Origin of the sequence: Pseudomonas fluorescens, from assembly GCF_900636825.1 — a bacterium.
GTDB classification, from domain to species: domain Bacteria; phylum Pseudomonadota; class Gammaproteobacteria; order Pseudomonadales; family Pseudomonadaceae; genus Aquipseudomonas; species Aquipseudomonas fluorescens_BG.
In genome coordinates this window covers 5,241,301-5,259,025 of the sequence record NZ_LR134318.1, presented here as the reverse complement: position 1 = coordinate 5,259,025, position 17,725 = coordinate 5,241,301, and the positions used below count along the sequence as shown (strand labels likewise).

At 60.3% G+C, this 17,725-nt stretch carries 21 protein-coding genes and 1 pseudogene; 14 read left to right on the top strand and 8 right to left on the bottom strand.

Going from position 1 to position 17,725, the window contains the following annotated elements:
* Positions 1-319: 319 nt before the first annotated feature.
* Positions 320-1,018: an OmpW/AlkL family protein gene (locus tag EL257_RS23990; RefSeq protein ID WP_126366806.1), complete on the bottom strand. Its 699-nt coding sequence runs from the start codon at positions 1,016-1,018 to the stop codon at positions 320-322.
* A 210-nt stretch (positions 1,019-1,228) separates the two neighbouring features.
* Here EL257_RS23990 and EL257_RS23985 point away from each other — a divergent pair.
* A pseudogene (locus EL257_RS23985) lies at positions 1,229-2,597 on the top strand (IS3 family transposase).
* Positions 2,598-2,742: 145 nt separating this feature from the next.
* On the opposite strand, the gene EL257_RS23980 reads toward EL257_RS23985, so the two are convergent.
* From EL257_RS23980 to EL257_RS23965, 4 genes are all read right to left on the bottom strand, one after another.
* The gene (locus EL257_RS23980) at positions 2,743-3,261 is read right to left on the bottom strand and encodes a DUF3299 domain-containing protein (RefSeq protein ID WP_126366804.1); all 519 of its coding nucleotides are present in this window, start codon (positions 3,259-3,261) and stop codon (positions 2,743-2,745) included.
* 11 nt (positions 3,262-3,272) lie between these two features.
* On the bottom strand, positions 3,273-4,538 hold the full coding sequence (locus tag EL257_RS23975; protein WP_126366802.1) for an ABC transporter permease: 1,266 nt from the start codon (positions 4,536-4,538) through the stop codon (positions 3,273-3,275).
* Between the two features lies 1 nt (position 4,539).
* Positions 4,540-5,250: an ABC transporter ATP-binding protein gene (locus EL257_RS23970; protein ID WP_126366800.1), complete on the bottom strand. Its 711-nt coding sequence runs from the start codon at positions 5,248-5,250 to the stop codon at positions 4,540-4,542.
* 136 nt (positions 5,251-5,386) lie between these two features.
* Positions 5,387-5,986 carry a DUF2796 domain-containing protein gene (locus EL257_RS23965; RefSeq protein WP_126366798.1) on the bottom strand — a complete coding sequence of 200 codons (600 nt, stop codon included), beginning with the start codon at positions 5,984-5,986 and terminating at the stop codon, positions 5,387-5,389.
* A gap of 135 nt (positions 5,987-6,121) precedes the next feature.
* Here EL257_RS23965 and EL257_RS23960 point away from each other — a divergent pair, with 135 nt between their 5' ends.
* The gene (locus EL257_RS23960; RefSeq protein WP_126366796.1) at positions 6,122-6,481 is read left to right on the top strand and encodes a hypothetical protein; all 360 of its coding nucleotides are present in this window, start codon (positions 6,122-6,124) and stop codon (positions 6,479-6,481) included.
* 112 nt (positions 6,482-6,593) lie between these two features.
* On the opposite strand, the gene trxA is transcribed toward EL257_RS23960, so the two are convergent.
* The 3 genes from trxA to EL257_RS23945 form a co-directional block, all read right to left on the bottom strand.
* Positions 6,594-7,466, bottom strand: coding sequence for a thioredoxin (gene trxA, locus EL257_RS23955; protein WP_126366794.1), 873 nt, complete (start codon positions 7,464-7,466; stop codon positions 6,594-6,596).
* A gap of 129 nt (positions 7,467-7,595) precedes the next feature.
* The gene (locus tag EL257_RS23950; protein ID WP_126366792.1) at positions 7,596-8,252 is read right to left on the bottom strand and encodes a class I SAM-dependent methyltransferase; all 657 of its coding nucleotides are present in this window, start codon (positions 8,250-8,252) and stop codon (positions 7,596-7,598) included.
* Positions 8,249-8,713 carry a YbaY family lipoprotein gene (locus tag EL257_RS23945; RefSeq protein WP_126366790.1) on the bottom strand — a complete coding sequence of 155 codons (465 nt, stop codon included), beginning with the start codon at positions 8,711-8,713 and terminating at the stop codon, positions 8,249-8,251. The genes EL257_RS23950 and EL257_RS23945 overlap by 4 nt, the downstream gene beginning before the upstream one ends.
* 128 nt (positions 8,714-8,841) lie before the next feature.
* Between EL257_RS23945 and nrdR the strand changes: the two genes are divergently transcribed.
* The 12 genes from nrdR (at position 8,842) to EL257_RS23885 (ending at position 17,655) form a co-directional block, all read left to right on the top strand.
* Complete coding sequence (gene nrdR, locus EL257_RS23940; protein ID WP_007910946.1) at positions 8,842-9,306, top strand: transcriptional regulator NrdR; 465 nt, start codon at positions 8,842-8,844, stop codon at positions 9,304-9,306.
* Positions 9,303-10,433, top strand: coding sequence for a bifunctional diaminohydroxyphosphoribosylaminopyrimidine deaminase/5-amino-6-(5-phosphoribosylamino)uracil reductase RibD (ribD, locus tag EL257_RS23935; RefSeq protein ID WP_126366788.1), 1,131 nt, complete (start codon positions 9,303-9,305; stop codon positions 10,431-10,433). The genes nrdR and ribD overlap by 4 nt, the downstream gene beginning before the upstream one ends.
* Positions 10,434-10,480: 47 nt before the next feature.
* Positions 10,481-11,146, top strand: coding sequence for a riboflavin synthase (locus EL257_RS23930; RefSeq protein WP_126366786.1), 666 nt, complete (start codon positions 10,481-10,483; stop codon positions 11,144-11,146).
* A 29-nt stretch (positions 11,147-11,175) separates the two neighbouring features.
* Positions 11,176-12,267: a bifunctional 3,4-dihydroxy-2-butanone-4-phosphate synthase/GTP cyclohydrolase II gene (gene ribBA, locus EL257_RS23925; protein WP_039761895.1), complete on the top strand. Its 1,092-nt coding sequence runs from the start codon at positions 11,176-11,178 to the stop codon at positions 12,265-12,267.
* Positions 12,268-12,358: 91 nt separating this feature from the next.
* A complete protein-coding gene (ribE, locus tag EL257_RS23920; RefSeq protein WP_003228649.1) occupies positions 12,359-12,835 on the top strand; it encodes a 6,7-dimethyl-8-ribityllumazine synthase in 477 nt (158 codons plus the stop codon).
* A complete protein-coding gene (gene nusB, locus EL257_RS23915; protein ID WP_126366784.1) occupies positions 12,832-13,332 on the top strand; it encodes a transcription antitermination factor NusB in 501 nt (166 codons plus the stop codon). The genes ribE and nusB overlap by 4 nt, the downstream gene beginning before the upstream one ends.
* A 27-nt stretch (positions 13,333-13,359) precedes the next feature.
* Positions 13,360-14,325, top strand: a complete 966-nt coding sequence (thiL, locus tag EL257_RS23910; RefSeq protein ID WP_126368250.1) for a thiamine-phosphate kinase — start codon at positions 13,360-13,362, stop codon at positions 14,323-14,325.
* Positions 14,322-14,825, top strand: a complete 504-nt coding sequence (locus EL257_RS23905) for a phosphatidylglycerophosphatase A (protein WP_039761886.1) — start codon at positions 14,322-14,324, stop codon at positions 14,823-14,825. The genes thiL and EL257_RS23905 overlap by 4 nt, the downstream gene beginning before the upstream one ends.
* A 25-nt stretch (positions 14,826-14,850) precedes the next feature.
* Positions 14,851-15,588, top strand: coding sequence for a substrate-binding periplasmic protein (locus tag EL257_RS23900; protein ID WP_126366782.1), 738 nt, complete (start codon positions 14,851-14,853; stop codon positions 15,586-15,588).
* A 233-nt stretch (positions 15,589-15,821) separates the two neighbouring features.
* Positions 15,822-16,439 (top strand): GTP cyclohydrolase II, encoded by a 618-nt coding sequence (ribA, locus tag EL257_RS23895; protein WP_126366780.1) that lies wholly within the window; start codon positions 15,822-15,824, stop codon positions 16,437-16,439.
* Positions 16,436-16,855: an MFS transporter gene (locus tag EL257_RS23890; protein ID WP_126366778.1), complete on the top strand. Its 420-nt coding sequence runs from the start codon at positions 16,436-16,438 to the stop codon at positions 16,853-16,855. Before ribA ends, EL257_RS23890 begins: the two co-directional genes overlap by 4 nt.
* A complete protein-coding gene (locus EL257_RS23885; protein WP_126366776.1) occupies positions 16,855-17,655 on the top strand; it encodes a cobalamin-binding protein in 801 nt (266 codons plus the stop codon). The genes EL257_RS23890 and EL257_RS23885 overlap by 1 nt, the downstream gene beginning before the upstream one ends.
* Positions 17,656-17,725: the final 70 nt, after the last annotated feature.

The following is a 17,725-nucleotide window of genomic DNA, read 5'->3' as shown; positions in this document are numbered from 1 at the left end:
TTGTGAGAAGTACGCCGACTTGCGATACCCAGTCGAACTCAGGTTTTGAACAACACACAAATCGGCTCCCTCTCCCCCGGGAGAGGGCTGGGCGGGCGGCGTTCCGATGAGGGGCCCGGGTCTCCAACGCCCCACATGACTCAGCACCAAATGAAAAAGGCGCCTTTCAACAGGCGCCTTTTTCACGGCCGGAATATCGCTATCCCTGTGGCGAGGGAACGTTATCCCCCGATCAACTGCGTACGGTCGTCGTCAGGTCTGTGCCTGCCCGCCACCAAGCCTCATTCACCACCACGTGAACGTTCAGTAAAAAAACGACTTAGAACTTATAGCCCAGACCGACCATGTAGATGAACGGATCGACATCGACATTTACCCGTGCGCGGGTGCCAGGTGCGACGGCGTTGTTCTCCACTGTCGCGCGAGTATCGATGTCGATGTAACGCACCTGGGCGTTAAGCATGATGTTGTCGGTAATCATGTAGTCGGCGCCCACCTGCCAGGCCAGACCCCAGGAATTTTTCGCCTTGAAATTGCTGAAGCCATTGGACTGGGCTTCGCTGCCCACGTGTTCGTCGTAGATCCAGGTGTAGTTGATGCCGCCGCCGATATACGGTTGGAACGCCGACTTCGAATCGAGCGGGTAGTAGACAACGCTGAGGGTGGGCGGCAAATGTTTCAGCGTGCCGAGCTTGCCGTTGGCGGCCGGCAGGGCGGTGCCTTTGAGCTTCACGTCATGCTCGAACGGGGTGGCTGCGAGCAATTCGAGCCCGACGTGGTTGGTGAGCATGTAGGCGAAGTTCAGCCCCAGTTGCGTGTCGCTGCTCATGGTCGCTTTGCCGCCCAGATTGGCGCCGCTCAACGGCCCCTGATCGACCTTGACGCTGGAGCTGTTGGCCTTGGGATTGACGGTGATCGCGCCGGCGCGGATGAGAATATCACCGGCCTCATGGGCGTGGGCGAGCGGGGCTGCGAGCGCGAGGGCAAACAGCGAGGCGCTGAGCAAGGACTTGTTCATGGGGGCTCCGTAAGACATGAAAATATTCGATGCCCTAGGGTACGAAGCCGTCTGATACGGTGTTTTGACTCAGCTCAATGAAACAGTGATGGCCCTAAAAGATCGTCCGATCGCGGCCCGAGCCTTCGGCAGCTCCTACATGGGATCGCATTTTCAACTGGACTGCACCCAAAAAGTTGGACACCAACCTAACTTTTGGTGGTGTTTTCCATGGGCAAGTTTTCGCTTCAGTTCAAAATTACGGCCATTGAGGCTTACCTCAATGGCAATGAAGGCTTTCGCAAGATAGCTCACCGCTATTTGATCGACTGCAGCCTGCTTCGGCGCTGGGTCGCCACCTATCGGGCTCGAGGCAGCGCTGGCCTGCAATCTCATAGTCGCCATTACAGCGCGGCGTTCAAACGCTCAGTCATCCAATGCATGCAAAAAGAGCGCCTCTCACATCGGGAAGCCGCGGCACGGTTTGGGCTTGGGCAGTCCTCGCAGGTAGGCATTTGGGAACGGCAGTACTACAGTGGCGGTCTTCCTGCCCTGATCGTACCCAATAGAAAAAAGGCTGTTGTCATGTCTAGAAAAACGCCTGTCCCTGATCACTCCCAACCCGTGGACGACGATTTAAAGAGCCGAGAACAACTGAAGGCCGAACTCGAATACCTACGTATGGAGAACGCTTACCTAAAAAAGCTCAAAGAGGTAAGGGAGGTTTCGAAGATGAGTCGCCCCGGGAAAAAACCATCTCCGTGATGGCGTTAAGATCCAGGTTTCCTCTGCACGGTCTGCTCAAGTTAGCCAACCTGGCCCGCAGCACGTTCTATTACCAGGTCAGCGCCCTTCAGAAACCTGATAAATATGCCTCGCTGAAAACGAAGATTCGAGACCTCTACGATCAGCACGAAGGGCGATTTGGCTATCGCCGCATCGCTTTGGCGCTGCAAAAGAAAGAGTCGGTCAGTGAAAAAATGATTCAGCGCCTAATGGACCGCATGGGCCTTAAATCCTTGGTGCGTCCCAAAAAGTATCGATCCTACAAGGGGCAAGTTGGAACCATCGCGGCGAATCTTCTGGAGCGTAATTTCTTCGCGCAACGGCCTAATCAGAAGTGGGTAACAGACGTCACCGAGTTCAAAGTCGGATCAAGGAAGCTCTATCTGTCGCCGGTAATGGACTTGTACAACGGCGAAATTATCGCCTATGAAACGGCCCAGCGCCCGTGCTTCGCCTTGGTGACCGGAATGCTGGAAAAGGCCTTTGAATGTCTGCGAGGTGCGAGTCATCTGCTGCTTCACTCCGACCAGGGTTGGCAATATCAGCAACCTCGTTATCAACATGCACTGAAGCAACGCGGCATAAAGCAGAGCATGTCACGTAAGGGAAACTGTCTCGACAATGCGGCAATGGAGAGTTTTTTCGGTACCTTGAAGTCCGAGTTTTTTTACCTCAAGCGCTTCGAAAACCTAGAAGAGCTAAATGCAGGGCTGGACGAGTACATCACTTACTACAATCATGACCGGATCAAATCAAAGCTTGGTGGACTGAGCCCTGGGAATACAGGGCTCAGTCCGTGGGCATGTGGCAGTAGACCGTCCAACATTTTGGGGTCAGTCCAAACTGTAGGAGCTGCCGAAGGCTGCGATCTTTTGATCTTTTGATCTTTTGATCTTTTGATCTTTTGATCTTTTGATCTTTTGATCTTTTGATCTTTTGATCTTGAAATCTACCGGAGATTACTCCGGCAGCTCATACGCATAAATCTTGTCCGCCTCCATCTGATACCCGGCATCCGCCAGCTCGCTGCTCGATGCCTTGACCTGCAACGGTCCCTCGACCCAGTACGGCTGATACAACTCATCAAGCTTCACGCCCAACTCGCTTTTCACATGCACGATCTGGTTCGATGGCGGTGGCGGCACGTGAATGCAGGCGCCGAAATAAGGCACCAGCAAGAAATCCGTGGTACGGCCTTCTTCGCTGACTTCCAGCGGCACGATGTAACCCGGCAGACGAATGTTTTGCCCGTCGAGACTCTGCACCACCGGCGCATTCGGCAAATCCTGCTTCGCTGCCGGCGCGGATTCGGCGGACAGCGCGTCGCCCATCTTCGACAGATCGTGCAGCGGGGCCATGTTCGGCAATTCCGGCGCAGCGTCCGGCGGAATCATCTCCGACCATGTGAGGTCTTTCGGCGCTGCGGCCCATACGGGCAGGGCAACCAGCATCAGCAGCGCAAGCAGGGCGCGGGGCATGGTAAACGTCCTCATAAACGGATCGACAGGCCATCGGCCAACGATTGGCGATACGCCCGCCAGGCCGGCACGCTGCCCATCAGCAGCGCGGCCGCCAGAATGCCACCGAGCAGCGTCCATTCATACTCGCTTGGCCATGCCAGCGGCAGATACAAGCCGTAATTGGCCTGCACATAACCTTGCGCAGCCGCGATGCCGATGTACAGCAACGCCAGCCCGGCGATCACCCCGGTCAGCGCCAGTGCGAACGCCTCGAGCACCAGCAGGCTCGCGATGTGCCACGGCCGAGCGCCCACTGATCGCAGAATCGCCATCTCTCGGCGGCGCTCGTTAAGGCTGGTGAGAATCGCCGTGAGCATGCCGATCAACCCGGTCAGCACGACGAACAGCGAGACCACGAACAAGGCTTTCTCGGCCGTGCTCATCAGGCTCCACAGCTCCTGCAGCGCCACCCCCGGCAGGATCGCCAGCATCGGCTCGCCACGGAATTCATTGATCTCGCGTTGCAGCGCAAAGGTCGAAATCTTGCTGTTGAGGCCGAGCATGAACGCGGTGATTGCTTGCGGTGTCAGGTCCATGTTGCGCGCTTGATCGGCGCTGATCCGTCCGTTGCCCCGCGCCGGCACGCCGTTGTGCCAGTCGATGTGAATCGCCTCCATGCCGCCGAGGCTGATGTGCAACGTGCGGTCTACCGGCGTGCCGGTGCGCTGCAGAATGCCGACTACGGTAAACGGTTTGTCATCGTGCTTGACCAGGCTGATCGCCGCGACGCCGTGGGCGAGCACCAGTTTGTCACCGAGCTTGTAATGCAGCGCTTCGGCGACTTCGGCGCCGAGTACCACTTCAAATGGATCTGTCGCAAACGCGCGACCATCGGCCAACGCCAGATGTTGCTGGCGGCCATACTGGTAGTGTTCGAAGTAGGCTTCGGTGGTGCCCATCACGCGATAACCGCGATGGGAATCGCCGAGGGACATCGGGATCGCCCACTTCACTTTCGGATTGCTGGCGAAGTGCTCGAAGCTGTCCCAGCGGATGTTGTTGGTGGCGTTGCCGATGCGGAACACCGAATACAACAGCAGATTCACCGAACCGGAGCGGGCGCCAACGATCAGGTCAGTGCCGCTGATGGTGCTGGCGAAACTGGCTTTGGCTTCGGTGCGCACGCGCTCGACGGCCAGCAACAGGCACACCGACAGGGCGATGGCAAACGCGGTGAGCAGCGCGGTGAAGCGGCGGTTGGCCAGGCTGGCCATGGCCAGACGAAACAGATACATCTCAGACCTCGGCAGATTTGGCGGCGCGATTGAGTTCGGCCAGGGGCAAGTGGCGGTCGAACAGCGGCGCCAGACTTTGGTCGTGACTGACAAACAGCAGACTCGATCCGGCTTCGCGGCATTCGGCAAACAGCAGGCGAATGAAGTTTTCCCGTGCATCGTAATCCAGCGCCGAGGTTGGTTCATCGGCGATCACCAGTTCCGGTTGGCCGATCAAGGCGCGGGCCGCAGCAACGCGCTGCTGTTGGCCGATCGATAGCGAATCGGCGCGGCGGCTGAGGAGGCTTTCATCCTTCAGCCCCAAGTGAGCGAGCAGGGTGGCGGCGGCTTGATCCACACTGCCATGACGCTGTTTCGCCCGTTGCGCGCGCAGCCTGGAGAAGTGGCAGGGCAATTCGACGTTCTCGCGCACCGAGAGAAACGGCAGCAAATTGAACTGCTGAAAAATGTAACCGGTGTGATCGACGCGGAAGGTATCGCGGGCACCGGCGGAGAGTTCTGTCAATTCCTGGCCGAGCAGGCGAATGCTGCCGCGAACGGGTTTCTGCACACCGCCGAGCAAGCCGAGCAGGGTGGTCTTGCCACTGCCGCTGGGGCCTTTGAGGAACAGGGTCTCACCGGGCTCGAGGCGAAACGCCGGGATGTCCAGCAGCGTCGGGTGACCGGGCCAGTTGAAGCCCAGGTCGGAGAGTTCGATGAGTGCTTGGGTCATGACACCAATTTCAAATGTGTACACGTAACCCTGTAGGAGCTGCCGAAGGCTGCGATCTTTTGATCTTGTTTTTTTACAATCAAAAGATCGCAGCCTCGTTTCACTCGACAGCTCCTACAGGGGATTTTCGGTGTCATCAGAATTTCAGGGCTGCAGCTTTGGCCGTCACTTCAGTGCCTTGCTGGCCATTCGCGCTAATCAGTTGTACCTGAATTTTCTGCGTCGCCGGGAAGGTCTGGAAGATGTTGGCCAGATCCAGCGTTTTCAGCGCGCCCGGAGTGGCACAGTTGAATTGGTAATGCGCGTGGATTTCGCTGTGGTCGTGATGATGCTCGTGCCCGTCCTTGTCTGCTTCGTCTTCGTCGTGATCGTCGGCGTCGGGCTTGTCGCCGAACAGCGGGCTTTCCAGTTCCTGGCGGGTTACTTTGCAAACGGCAGCGGCCGGCAGACTGAACAGCGACAGGGGTTTCTCAAGCTGCGCACGGACTGCGGCGACTTTGGCCTTGTCGGCGTCCGTTGTCGCCGCGTGTTCGAAACCAACCAGGTTCATCGCCGGGCTTTCCAGCTCCAGTTCCAGAGTCTGACCGTCGAGCGCGGCGTTCAGACGGCCGACACCATGTTCGTGCGCACCGAGGCTGCCGTGTTCATGGTCGTGATCGTGGTCATGCTCATCGGCGGCATGGGCGATGGCCAGCGGCAACAGGGCAAACGGCAAAGCGAGCAGCAGACGACGCATGGTGGGCTCCGGAAAGTAAAGTGAACAGTTTGTTATGTAATCTTATAACGAAAGTCCGCAGAGTTTGCCCGTGCGCTTGGCGTTACACAAGTCCCGTGGGAGCATGCAGTTCAGAAATATGCAGGAGCGAACTCGATGTTGCGGATACGCGGAACGGTCGGCGCGGTGCCGGTGGATTTGACAGTGGAACTCGATGACAGCGACTGGACGAAGCTCGGAGCTGCGCTGAATGCCCAGGCGCCGATCGCTCAAGCCGAAGCACAAGCGTCAGCGCCAGCGGCGAAATCGCTGAACCAGGACGATGCTTTGTGGCAGGTGGCGAAGGATCTGTTGCGCAAGGCCGGGCAGCTTAGCGGGCCGGACCTGCTCGATCAGCTTGAAGGGCTGACGGGTAATGCGGTGGCGGGCAAGCGCTTGCTGGTGCGTTTGCGTCATAGCGCGGATGTGAAAGTGGTGAGTGGCGGGGATACGCCGCTTTACAGCTGGATCGAGTGAACCGCTAAAGATCGCAGCCTGCGGCAGCTCCTACAGGTTCAGCGTTCATCCGCAAAATGCGCGGTGAACAGGATCCCGTGTAGGAGCTGCCGCAGGCTGCGATCTTTTGATCTTAATAAAGCGCCGCAAACATTTTGCGGCGATACGCCGTCACCAACGGATGATCATTGCCCAGCAGCTCAAACACCTGCAGCAAAGTCTTGTGTGGCAAGCCCTCGCCATAGCTGCGATTGCGGATGAACAGTTTGAGCAAAGCATCCAGTGCCGCTTCGTATTGCTGACGCGCCAATTGCTGGATCGCCAGTTGGAACACCGCCTCGTCGTCCTGCGGGTTTTGCGCCAGACGGCTTTTCAGATCGGCGGCGTCCGGCAGGTCGCGCGCCATGCCGAGAAACTGAATCTGCGCTTTGGCCCCGGCCAGTGCGGCTTTGTGTTCGTCACTCTTGACCGCGTCGAGCACGGCTTGCGCTTCGCCCAGCTCACCGCGTTCGGTCAGGCAGCGTGCGTAAAGGATCAGCGCCTTGGCGTTGGTGTTGTCTTCATTGAGCATCGCCACCAAAGCCGCTTCAGCATCGGCAAAGCGCCCGTCATCGAACAACGCCTGCGCCTGCTCGAACGGATCGGCAGCGGCCGGTGGCGGCATCTGCACATGCGGTTCGAGCAATGCGCGCACGGCGGATTCCGGTTGTGCGCCAGCAAAGCCGTCGACCGGTTGACCGTCCTTGAACAGCACCACGGTCGGCAGGCTGCGAATGCCGAAACGGGCGACGATGTCCTGCTCGATGTCGCAATTGACCTTGGCCAGCAGCAACGCGCCCTGATAGCTCTCGGCGATGCCTTGCAGCATCGGCATTAACGCCTTGCATGGCGCACACCACTCGGCCCAGAAATCCACCAGCACCGGTTTGTTGAAAGAGGCCTCGATCACCGACTGGTCGAAATCGGCAGTGGTGGCGTCGAAGATGTGAGGCGTTTGCTGAGTCATGGGGAGTCTCTCTAAGCGTCAATGACCGCACTATAAGGGGTGGCGCAAAAGATCGCAGCCTTCGGCAGCTCCTACAGGGGTACGCGATCGAGAGTGGGAGCTGCCGAAGGCTGCAATCTTTTGGCGGCGTCAATCACGTCGCGCGTGATAGAGGCTGACGTGTCTGAATTCTTCGGGCTCGGCCAGATCGGGAAGTGTCATCGCCTCCAGCATCTCGATCCGTTCATACAACGGATGGCGAAAATCCCGCACCCGCGAATCCGCCACCAACGCCTCGCGGCCTCGACTGAGAAACTCATCAAGTAGCGGCAGATTCGCCCGGTCATACAGCACGTCCGCCACCAGAATCAGATCAAAGCGATCAGCCTCGGCAAAGAAATCCGTCGAGTAGCTCATCTGCACATCGTTGAGCTCGGCATTCGCCCGGCACGCGGCAATCGCCAGCGGATCGAGATCGCAAGCCACCACCTCCAGCGCCCCGGCCTTCACCGCCGCGATGCCGGCAATTCCCGAGCCAGCGCCGAAATCCAGCACGCGCTTGCCGCGCACCCATTCGGGGAACTGCTCCAGATAGCGCGCCACCGCAAGACCGCTGGCCCAGCAGAAACCCCAGTATGGCGGCTCGTGCAGAATGCGCTGGATTTCTTCCTGACTGAATTCGCGCGCCATGTTGTCGCCGTCGATCAGCCACAACTGTAAATCGGTGTCCGGTAATGGGCAGATTTTCAGTCTGGCGTCGCCGAGCAATTCAGCCAAAGCCCGTTGCAGGTGGAGCGGTGGATTCATGGTGCTTTGACAAATTGCAGCTGGCCCAGCGCCTGAGTGGTCGGCTGGGTGATGGTTTGCGACGGCAGATGCAGAATCAACTGGCCGGACTGGCTGGCGCGACCACGCAATTCAACTCGCGCACCGACCGGAAAGGTTTCAGGGTTGAAACGCAGGCGGAAGGGCAGAATCTGGTTGTTGCCGATCAGGCTGGAACTGGCGAGCAACTGTTGCGGACGATCCTTGTCATCGATCACCAACAGCGCCAGCTCGACCTCGGCACCGGCCGGCACGCCTTGCAGGGTGCCGCTCAGTTCTCGTTGGTACGCCGGCAGCGGGCCAAGCTCGGCAGCCTCTTTGGCTTTTTTCTGCGCCTGCTGTGGCGCCGGGCCTGGCGTCGGCGGTTGCGGCTTGGGCGCGTCGCTGCCACAAGCCACCAGCAGGCTGAAAAGACTGAGCAGAACGAGCGGACGTAACGGCATTGGAAGCTCCGGCAAAATGAAATCCATGGATCAAACGATCATGCTGTTCTGTATACCGCAAACCCTATGGCTTGTCTTGCCACCGGGATGCGCTACCATGGCCCTCCCTTTTTTTGTTGCCAGCCACCATGCACTGTCCCTTCTGCGGTGCCAACGACACCAAGGTCATCGACTCGCGTCTGGTCGCCGAGGGCGAACAGGTGCGCCGCCGGCGTGAATGCCTGGCCTGCGGCGAACGTTTCACGACGTTCGAGACGGCCGAACTGGTGTTGCCGCGCCTGATCAAAACCGACGGCAGCCGCCAACCGTTCGACGAAGAAAAACTCCGCGCCGGCATGCAGCGTGCGTTGGAGAAACGTCCGGTCAGCGTAGAGCGCCTCGAATCCTCTCTGGTTCACATCAAGCACAAGCTGCGCGCCACCGGCGAGCGCGAGGTCAAATCCCTCGTGGTCGGCGAACTGGTGATGGCCGAACTGCAAAAGCTCGATGAAGTCGCCTATATCCGTTTCGCATCCGTGTACAAGCGCTTCCAGGACCTCAACGAGTTCCGCGAAGAGATCGACCGCCTCGCCCGCGAACCGGTGAAAGAATGACCGCCGCCGAGCAGGCGATACTCGACGCCCATTTCATGGCCCGCGCCCTGGAACTGGCACGCAAGGGTCACTACACCACGCATCCCAATCCTCGGGTCGGTTGTGTAGTGGTACGTGACGGACAGATTGTCGGCGAAGGCTGGCATGAGCGCGCTGGTGAACCGCATGCCGAAGTCCACGCCCTGCGCGCCGCCGGTGAACTGGCGCGCGGCGCCACGGCGTACGTCACCCTCGAACCCTGCAGCCACCACGGGCGCACGCCGCCGTGCGCGGATGCGCTGGTGAATGCCGGCGTTGCCCGCGTCGTGGCGGCGATGCGCGATCCGAACCCGCAAGTCGCAGGACGTGGTTTGCAGCGCCTGGCTGATGCCGGCATAGCCACCGCGAGCGGTGTGCTGGAAGGCGAAGCGCGCCAGCTCAACCAGGGTTTTCTCAAGCGGATGGAGCACGGCTTGCCGTTTGTGCGAGTCAAGTTGGCCATGAGCCTCGACGGTCGCACCGCGATGGAAAGCGGCGAGAGCCAATGGATCACTGGTCCGGCGGCGCGTTCGGCGGTCCAGCGTCTACGTGCTCAGGCCGCGGTGGTGCTGACCGGCGCCGACACGGTGCTGGCCGACGGTGCGCGGTTGACTGTTCGCGCCGAAGAGCTGGGCCTGGATGCCGGGCAAACTGCTCTGGCCATGAGCCGTCCGCCACTGCGCGTGCTGGTCGACGGGCGTTTGCGAGTGCCGTTGGACGCGCCGTTCTTCAAGGCCGGGCCGGCGCTGGTCGCAACCTGTGTCGCGATCGAAGAACAATACGCCCATGGCCCGGAGTGCCTGATCGTGCCAGGCAGTGACGGGCAGGTCGATCTGCACCGGTTGCTGGTCGAACTGGCCAACCGTGGCGTCAACGAGGTGCTGGTCGAAGCCGGTCCGCGATTGGCGGGGGCTTTTGCTCAGCTCGGTCTGGTCGACGAGTTTGTGATTTTCATCGCCGGCAAGTTCCTCGGTTCTACGGCGCGTCCGTTACTGGACTGGCCGCTGAGCTATATGAAGGATGCTCCCGAGCTGAAAATCACTGAAATTCGCGCCGTCGGCGATGACTGGCGAGTCACTGCCATTCCTGTGCCAGCGGCGAGCGTATAATTCCCGGCCATCGTTAGTACGCTGGCTCAGTTCTCAAGGAGAACCCCATGTTCACCGGCATCATCGAATCCATCGGCAGTATCCGCGCACTGACCCCAAAGGGTGGTGATGTGCGGGTTCACGTCGCAACCGGCAAGCTGGACCTGAGCGATGTCAAACTCGGCGACAGCATTGCAGTCAACGGCGTGTGCCTGACTGCCGTCGAGCTGCCAGGCGACGGCTTTGCTGCCGACGTCAGCCGCGAAACGCTGGACTGTACCGCCATGAACGACCTGAAAAGCGGCAGCCCGGTCAATCTGGAGAAAGCCCTGACCCCGACCACCCGTCTCGGTGGACATCTGGTCAGCGGCCACGTCGACGGCGTCGGCGAAATCGTCTCGCGCAGCGACAACGCCCGCGCCGTGGAATTTCGCATCCGCGCGCCGAAAGAACTGGCCAAGTACATCGCCCACAAAGGCTCGATCACCGTCGACGGCACCAGCCTGACCGTGAACGAAGTCGACGGCGCCGAATTCATGCTGACGATCATCCCGCACACCCTGAGCGAAACCATCATGGCCTCGTACAAGCCAGGTCGCCGGGTGAATCTGGAAGTCGATTTGCTGGCACGCTATCTGGAGCGTTTGCTGTTGGGTGACAAGGCTGCAGAGAAGACGGCCGGCAGCACCATCACCGAAAGCTTTCTGGCCCAGAACGGCTACCTCAAATCCTGAAGTTGAATTTAAAAGAAGGGGGGTGCCTTGTGGCGCTCAATAGCATCGAAGAACTGGTTGAAGACATCCGCCAAGGCAAGATGGTCATCCTCATGGATGACGAAGACCGCGAGAATGAAGGCGACCTGATCATGGCCGCCGAGTGCTGCCAGGCCGAGCACATCAACTTCATGGCCAAGCACGCCCGTGGCCTGATCTGCATGCCCATGAGCCGCGAGCGTTGCGAACTGTTGAAGCTGCCACTGATGGCGCCGCGCAACGGTTCCGGTTTCGGCACCAAGTTCACCGTATCGATCGAAGCGGCCGAAGGCGTGACCACCGGCATTTCCGCCGCTGACCGCGCGCGCACCGTGCAAGCGGCTGCCGCGAAAGACGCCAAGGCTGAAGACATCGTCAGCCCGGGCCACATCTTCCCGCTGATGGCCCAGGCCGGCGGCACCCTCGCTCGCGCCGGTCACACCGAAGCCGCTTGCGACCTGGCACGCATGGCCGGTTTCGAGCCGAGCGGCGTGATCTGCGAAGTGATGAATGACGACGGCACGATGTCCCGTCGCGCTGAACTGGAAGCTTTTGCCGCCGAACACAACATCAAGATCGGCACCATCGCGGATTTGATTCACTACCGGATGATCCATGAACGTACCGTTCAGCGGATTGCGGAGCAGCCGCTGGACAGTGAACTGGGCCAATTCAACCTGGTGACCTATCGTGATTCGGTGGAAGGCGACGTGCACATGGCGCTGACCTTGGGCACTGTCTGCGCTGAAGAGCCGACGCTGGTTCGCGTGCATAACATGGACCCGCTGCGCGACCTGCTGATGGTCAAGCAACCGGGGCGCTGGAGCTTGCGCGCCGCCATGGCTGCGGTCGCCGAGGCGGGTAGCGGCGTGGTGTTGTTGCTCGGCCACCCGCTCGATGGCGACGTGCTGCTGGCGCATATCCGCGAAACCGGCGAGCAAGCCGCGCCGAAAAAACCGACCACCTACAGCATTGTCGGTGCCGGTTCGCAGATCCTGCGCGACCTCGGTGTACGCAAAATGCGTCTGATGAGCGCACCGATGAAATTTAATGCGATATCCGGTTTCGATCTGGAAGTTGTAGAATACGTGCCCTCCGAATAATGACCGGTCGTTTCCGGACTCCGATTCGCGGCAAATAAATCACTGAGGGACGCGTAGCAAGCGCGTCCCGGCTCTTTAAGAGAACTGACGAATGACCCTGAAGACCATCGAAGGTACCTTCATCGCCCCTAAAGGCCGCTACGCTCTGGTAGTGGGCCGTTTCAACAGCTTTGTCGTTGAAAGCCTGGTCAGCGGTGCCGTTGATGCCCTGGTTCGCCACGGCGTGAGCGAAAGCGACATCACCATCATTCGCGCACCGGGCGCCTTCGAAATCCCGCTGGTTGCGCAGAAAGTCGCTCAAAAAGGCGAATTCGCAGCCATCATCGCCCTCGGCGCAGTCATTCGTGGCGGTACTCCGCACTTCGAATACGTGGCTGGCGAATGCACCAAAGGCCTGGCCCAGGTCTCCATGGAGTTCGGCGTGCCGGTGGCATTCGGCGTCCTGACCGTGGACTCCATCGAGCAAGCCATCGAGCGTTCCGGCACCAAGGCCGGTAACAAAGGTGCCGAAGCTGCCCTGTCCGCTCTGGAAATGGTCAGCCTGCTGGCGCAGTTGGAGGCCAAGTGATTACCGACGATAGCGATCGTTTCAACCCGCGCGATCCGAAACCTGCGGATGCCGGCAAGCCCTCGAAAAGCGTCAAGCGTCGCGAAGCCCGTCAGCTCGCGACTCAAGCGCTGTACCAGTGGCACATGGCCCGGCAATCGCTGAACGAGATCGAAGCGCAGTTTCGCGTTGATAACGATTTCAGCGATGTCGATGGTGCTTACTTCCGCGAGATCCTCCACGGGGTTCCGCAATTCAAGACCGAAATCGACAGCGCGCTGACGCCGTGCCTGGACCTGGCGATCGAAGAGCTGGACCCGGTTGAACTGGCGGTTCTGCGCCTGTCGACCTGGGAACTGCTCAAGCGCATCGACGTGCCGTACCGCGTTGTGATCAACGAAGGTATCGAGCTGGCCAAGGTGTTCGGTTCGACCGACGGCCACAAGTTCGTCAACGGCGTGCTCGACAAGCTGGCCCCGCGCCTGCGTGAAGCTGAAGTGAAGGCGTTCAAGCGCTGATCGGCGCTTGAGCACTTCTTGTCAGCCATGGGCGAGTTTGAGCTGATCCGCAATTTCTTCGCCGCCGCGCCTTGTGCGCAGGGCGGCGAAGGCGTTGCTCTGGGCATTGGCGATGACTGCGCCTTGCTGGCGGTTCCCGCAGGGGAACAGCTGGCAGTTTCCACCGATACGCTGGTGGCCGGTGTGCATTTCGCCGACCCCTGCGATCCGTTTCTGCTCGGCCAGCGCTCGCTGGCCGTCGCGGTCAGCGATCTGGCCGCCATGGGCGCCGCACCCGTTGCCTTTACCCTGGCCCTGACGCTGCCGACGGTCACCGCCGATTGGCTGCAAGCCTATGCCCGTGGTTTGAACCGCATGGCCAACAGCTGCGGCGTGGCGCTGGTCGGCGGCGACACCACGCGCGGGCCGTTGAGCCTGACGGTCACCGTGTTTGGCCGCGTCCCTGCTGGCCAGGCGTTGACCCGCAGCGGCGCGCGGCCCGGCGATCTGCTCTGCGTTGGCGGCGAACTGGGCAATGCTGCCGGTGCCTTGCCGCTGGTGCTCGGTCAGCGCGATGCCGCGCCTGAGGTTGCCCAGCCATTGCTCGATCACTACTGGTCGCCACAGCCGCAACTCGCGCTCGGTCAGGCGCTGCGCGGCAAAGCCACATCGGCGCTCGACATCTCGGACGGCCTGCTCGCCGATTGCGGCCACATCGCCCTGGCATCTCAGGTACGACTTGAGATTGAACGCGAGCGTGTACCGTTGTCGGATGCATTAGTCGCGTTCCTCGGGCAACGCGGCGCCGAACGTGCGGGATTGAGCGGTGGCGATGATTACGTGCTGGCGTTCAGCTTGCCGTCCGCCGAGTTGCCAGCGCTGCTGGCCGATGGCTGGCCGATCCATGTAATTGGTCGCGTGACGCAAGGCGAGGGCGTTGCACTGCTGGATCGCGACGGGCACGACATCACGCCCCAAGTCCGGGGTTATCAACATTTTCAGGAGACACCGTGACAGATCACCCGAAGCAGGTTCCGGCCGAATTCGTTCCGCCGTCGGTCTGGCGCAATCCCTGGCATTTTCTGGCGTTCGGCTTTGGTTCCGGCACCTTGCCAAAAGCACCAGGCACCTGGGGTTCGTTGGTTGCACTGCCCTTCATTCCGTTGTGGCAGATGCTGCCCGACTGGGGCTACTGGCTGATGCTAGGCATCACCATGCTGTTCGGCTTCTGGCTGTGCGGCAAAGTGGCTGACGATTTGCGGGTCCACGACCACGAAGGCATTGTCTGGGACGAAATGGTCGGGATGTGGATCACCCTCTGGCTGGTGCCGGAAGGCTGGTATTGGTTGCTCGCGGGTTTCCTCGTGTTTCGCTTCTTCGATATTCTCAAGCCGTGGCCGATTCGCTGGATCGACAAGCATGTGCACGGCGGCGTCGGCATCATGCTCGACGATGTGCTGGCGGGTGTATTCGCCTGGCTGGCGATGCAGGGGTTGGTGTGGGTTTTCGCCTGATTCGATTCAACTGAGGAAGCAAGGGATGGTGCGGCGCGGGTTGGCGATGTTGATTTTGGCTCTGCTGGGCACGTTCGCCCATGCGCAGGAAGCCGCGCCGACTCCTGCAGTCATCCATCTGGCCAGCGAAGACTGGGAAGACTACACCGCCGCCGACGGCCATGGCCTGGCCTGGGACGTGTTGCGCAAGGTTTTCGAGCCGGCCGGGGTGAAGCTGGACATTCGCACCGTGCCGTACACTCGCTCGATCGGTCTGGTGCAATTGAAGGAAGTCGACGCGCTGGTCGGCTCCTACCGCGACGAAGCCGAGCACGTGTTGTACCCGCAGTGGAATTTCGATTCCGACCATATTTACGCGCTGGGCCTGGCCAGTAGCCCGCCGGCGACCCAGGCGACTTTGGGCAAATATCGCCTGGCCTGGGTGCGCGGCTACCGCTACGAAAACTATCTGCCGAACATCAAGCGCTTCAACCAGATCGAGCGCCGCAGCGGAATCCTCTCGATGCTCAAACAGGGGCGGGCGGATTACTACATTGATGCGCTGACGGAGGTCGAAGCCGTTGTGCGCGACGCGGCGGATCCGGCGCAGTACCGTTATTCGCATCTGGCGGAACTGCCGATGTTTCTCGGTTTCGCTGATACACCACAGGCTCGTGCATTGATGGCGCTGTATGACCGGCGTATGGCGGAACTGGTGAAGAGCGGCGAGCTGAAGCCGATCTTCGGGAAGTGGCAGCAGCCGTATCCGTTTGACGCAAACTGAAGCCCAACGCAAATCCTTGTAGGAGCTGCGGAACGCTGCGATCTTTTGATCTTGATCTCAAAAAAGATCGCAGCCTCGTTTCACTCGACAGCTCCTACCGGGACTGACGCTGGCGGGCTGGTCATCAAACTTTTTGATGGTTATGCCCGATAATTCAGCCTAAGCGTCTGCAGGAACCTGCTGTTACAATGCCCGCCTGCGAATTTTCAGTCTTATAGATCAGGAGCACATCGGTGCCTGTCGTCTTCGTCGCCGCTTCCAAGCTGCCAACGCCTTTTGCGCAATTCACCATGCACGGCTTTCTCGATGAGAGCACCGGGCGTGAGCATGTCGTGCTGAGCCTCGGTGAAATTGCCGACGGTGCTCCAGTCCTTGGCCGCCTGCACTCCGAATGCCTGACTGGCGACGCCTTGTTCAGCCAGCGCTGTGACTGCGGCTCGCAACTGGAAGCCGCACTGCAGGCGATCGCTCGCGAAGGCCGTGGCGTGCTGCTGTATCTGCGGCAGGAAGGGCGCGGCATCGGTCTGCTGAACAAGATCCGCGCCTACGAATTGCAAGACGGCGGCGCCGACACCGTTGAAGCCAATGAGCGTCTGGGTTTTGCTGCCGATCAGCGCGACTACGCCATGTGCCTGCCGATGCTCGAACACTTGGGCGTGAAATCCCTGCGGCTGATGACCAACAACCCGCGCAAGGTCAAAGCCTTGACCGACATGGGCATCCTCGTCGCTGAACGCGTGCCGCTGCATACCGGGCATAACCCGCACAACAAACTGTATCTGGCCACCAAGGCGAGCAAGCTCGACCACATGATGGGCAACGAGCATCAGGGCGAGGTCGACCGCGCGTGACCCGTGGCCAGGTGCGGCGGCGACTGTCGGTCGACTGGTGGAAATACCTGGCGCTGGCACTGGTGCCGCTGTTCGTGCTGAACGCGCTGTTCGGTGAAGGTCAAGGCCTGCTGCCGGCGCTGGCGATGCCCTTGTTCATTGCCGGGGTCGCTTCGATGTTTGTCAGTCTGAAGTTTTTTGGCCGCTACAAACACGCATTGATCGCCACGCAAAAATCCCTCGATACACCTGAAGAACCCGGCGCATGGATTGCCCTTGCAGCACGCCGTCGCGCGGCGTTTCTCGCGGCAGCGTTGCCAGCGTGGATTGGCGCGCTGGCGGTATTCGTCGGCCTTGAAGCTGTGCCGCTGATGCTGCTGGCGCTGTCCACCGCCGTGCTGTTTTACCTATACCGTATCCCGCGTCAACTCGGCTGATGCGTCGCCTGTGGTTGGCAATTGCGCTGCTCGCCCTGAGCAGCCAGACGCTGGCCGCTTTGCGGGTGGTCAGTCTTGCACCGTCTCTTTCGGAAATCGTTGTTGAGCTGGACTCGGCAGACCTGTTGGTCGGGGTGCTGGATGCTGGCGAGCGGCCGGCGGCAATTGCCCATGTTCCTTCCGTGGGCCGCTACGGCCAGCTCGACATGGAGCGCTTGCTCAGTCTAAACCCGGACTTGCTGTTGCTCTGGCCAGGAAGTGTCAGTGTGGGCCAACGTGATCAGCTCAAACGCTTGAACATTCCCACCTTCGTCGCCGAACCGCATTCGCTGGCACAACTCACCAAGCAGATCGAACTGATTGCGCAGCAATTGGGTAGACCTGAGCGCGGGGAAAAACTGGCGACGGATCTGCGCGAACAACTGGCCGGCCTGCGCCAGCGCTATCACCGGGACGAACCATTGCGGGTGTTCTATCAGGTCTGGGACAAGCCGCTATTCACCGTCGGGGGCGGGCAGATCATCAGCGACGCGCTGGCGGTGTGCGGCGCGCGCAACGTGTTTGCTGATCTGAATCTGCCCGCGCCACAGGTGAGCATCGAGGCGGTGTTACAGCGTGATCCCGAGGTGATTGTCGCCGGTGATCAGGCGCAGCTGGGTGCGTGGAAGGTCTGGCCGCAGGTTGCGGCAATCAGGCAGGGCGGACTGCTATTGGTCACTGACAAAGGCCTTGAGCGACCGAGCGGGCAGATGATTAGCGCCACCGCCAAACTCTGCCAATTGCTCGCGCCGGACAGGTGAACCTTGTAGGAGCTGCCGAAGGCTGCGATCTTCTGATTTTGATCTTCAGCGCTCTGGCGCCCTTCAAAAG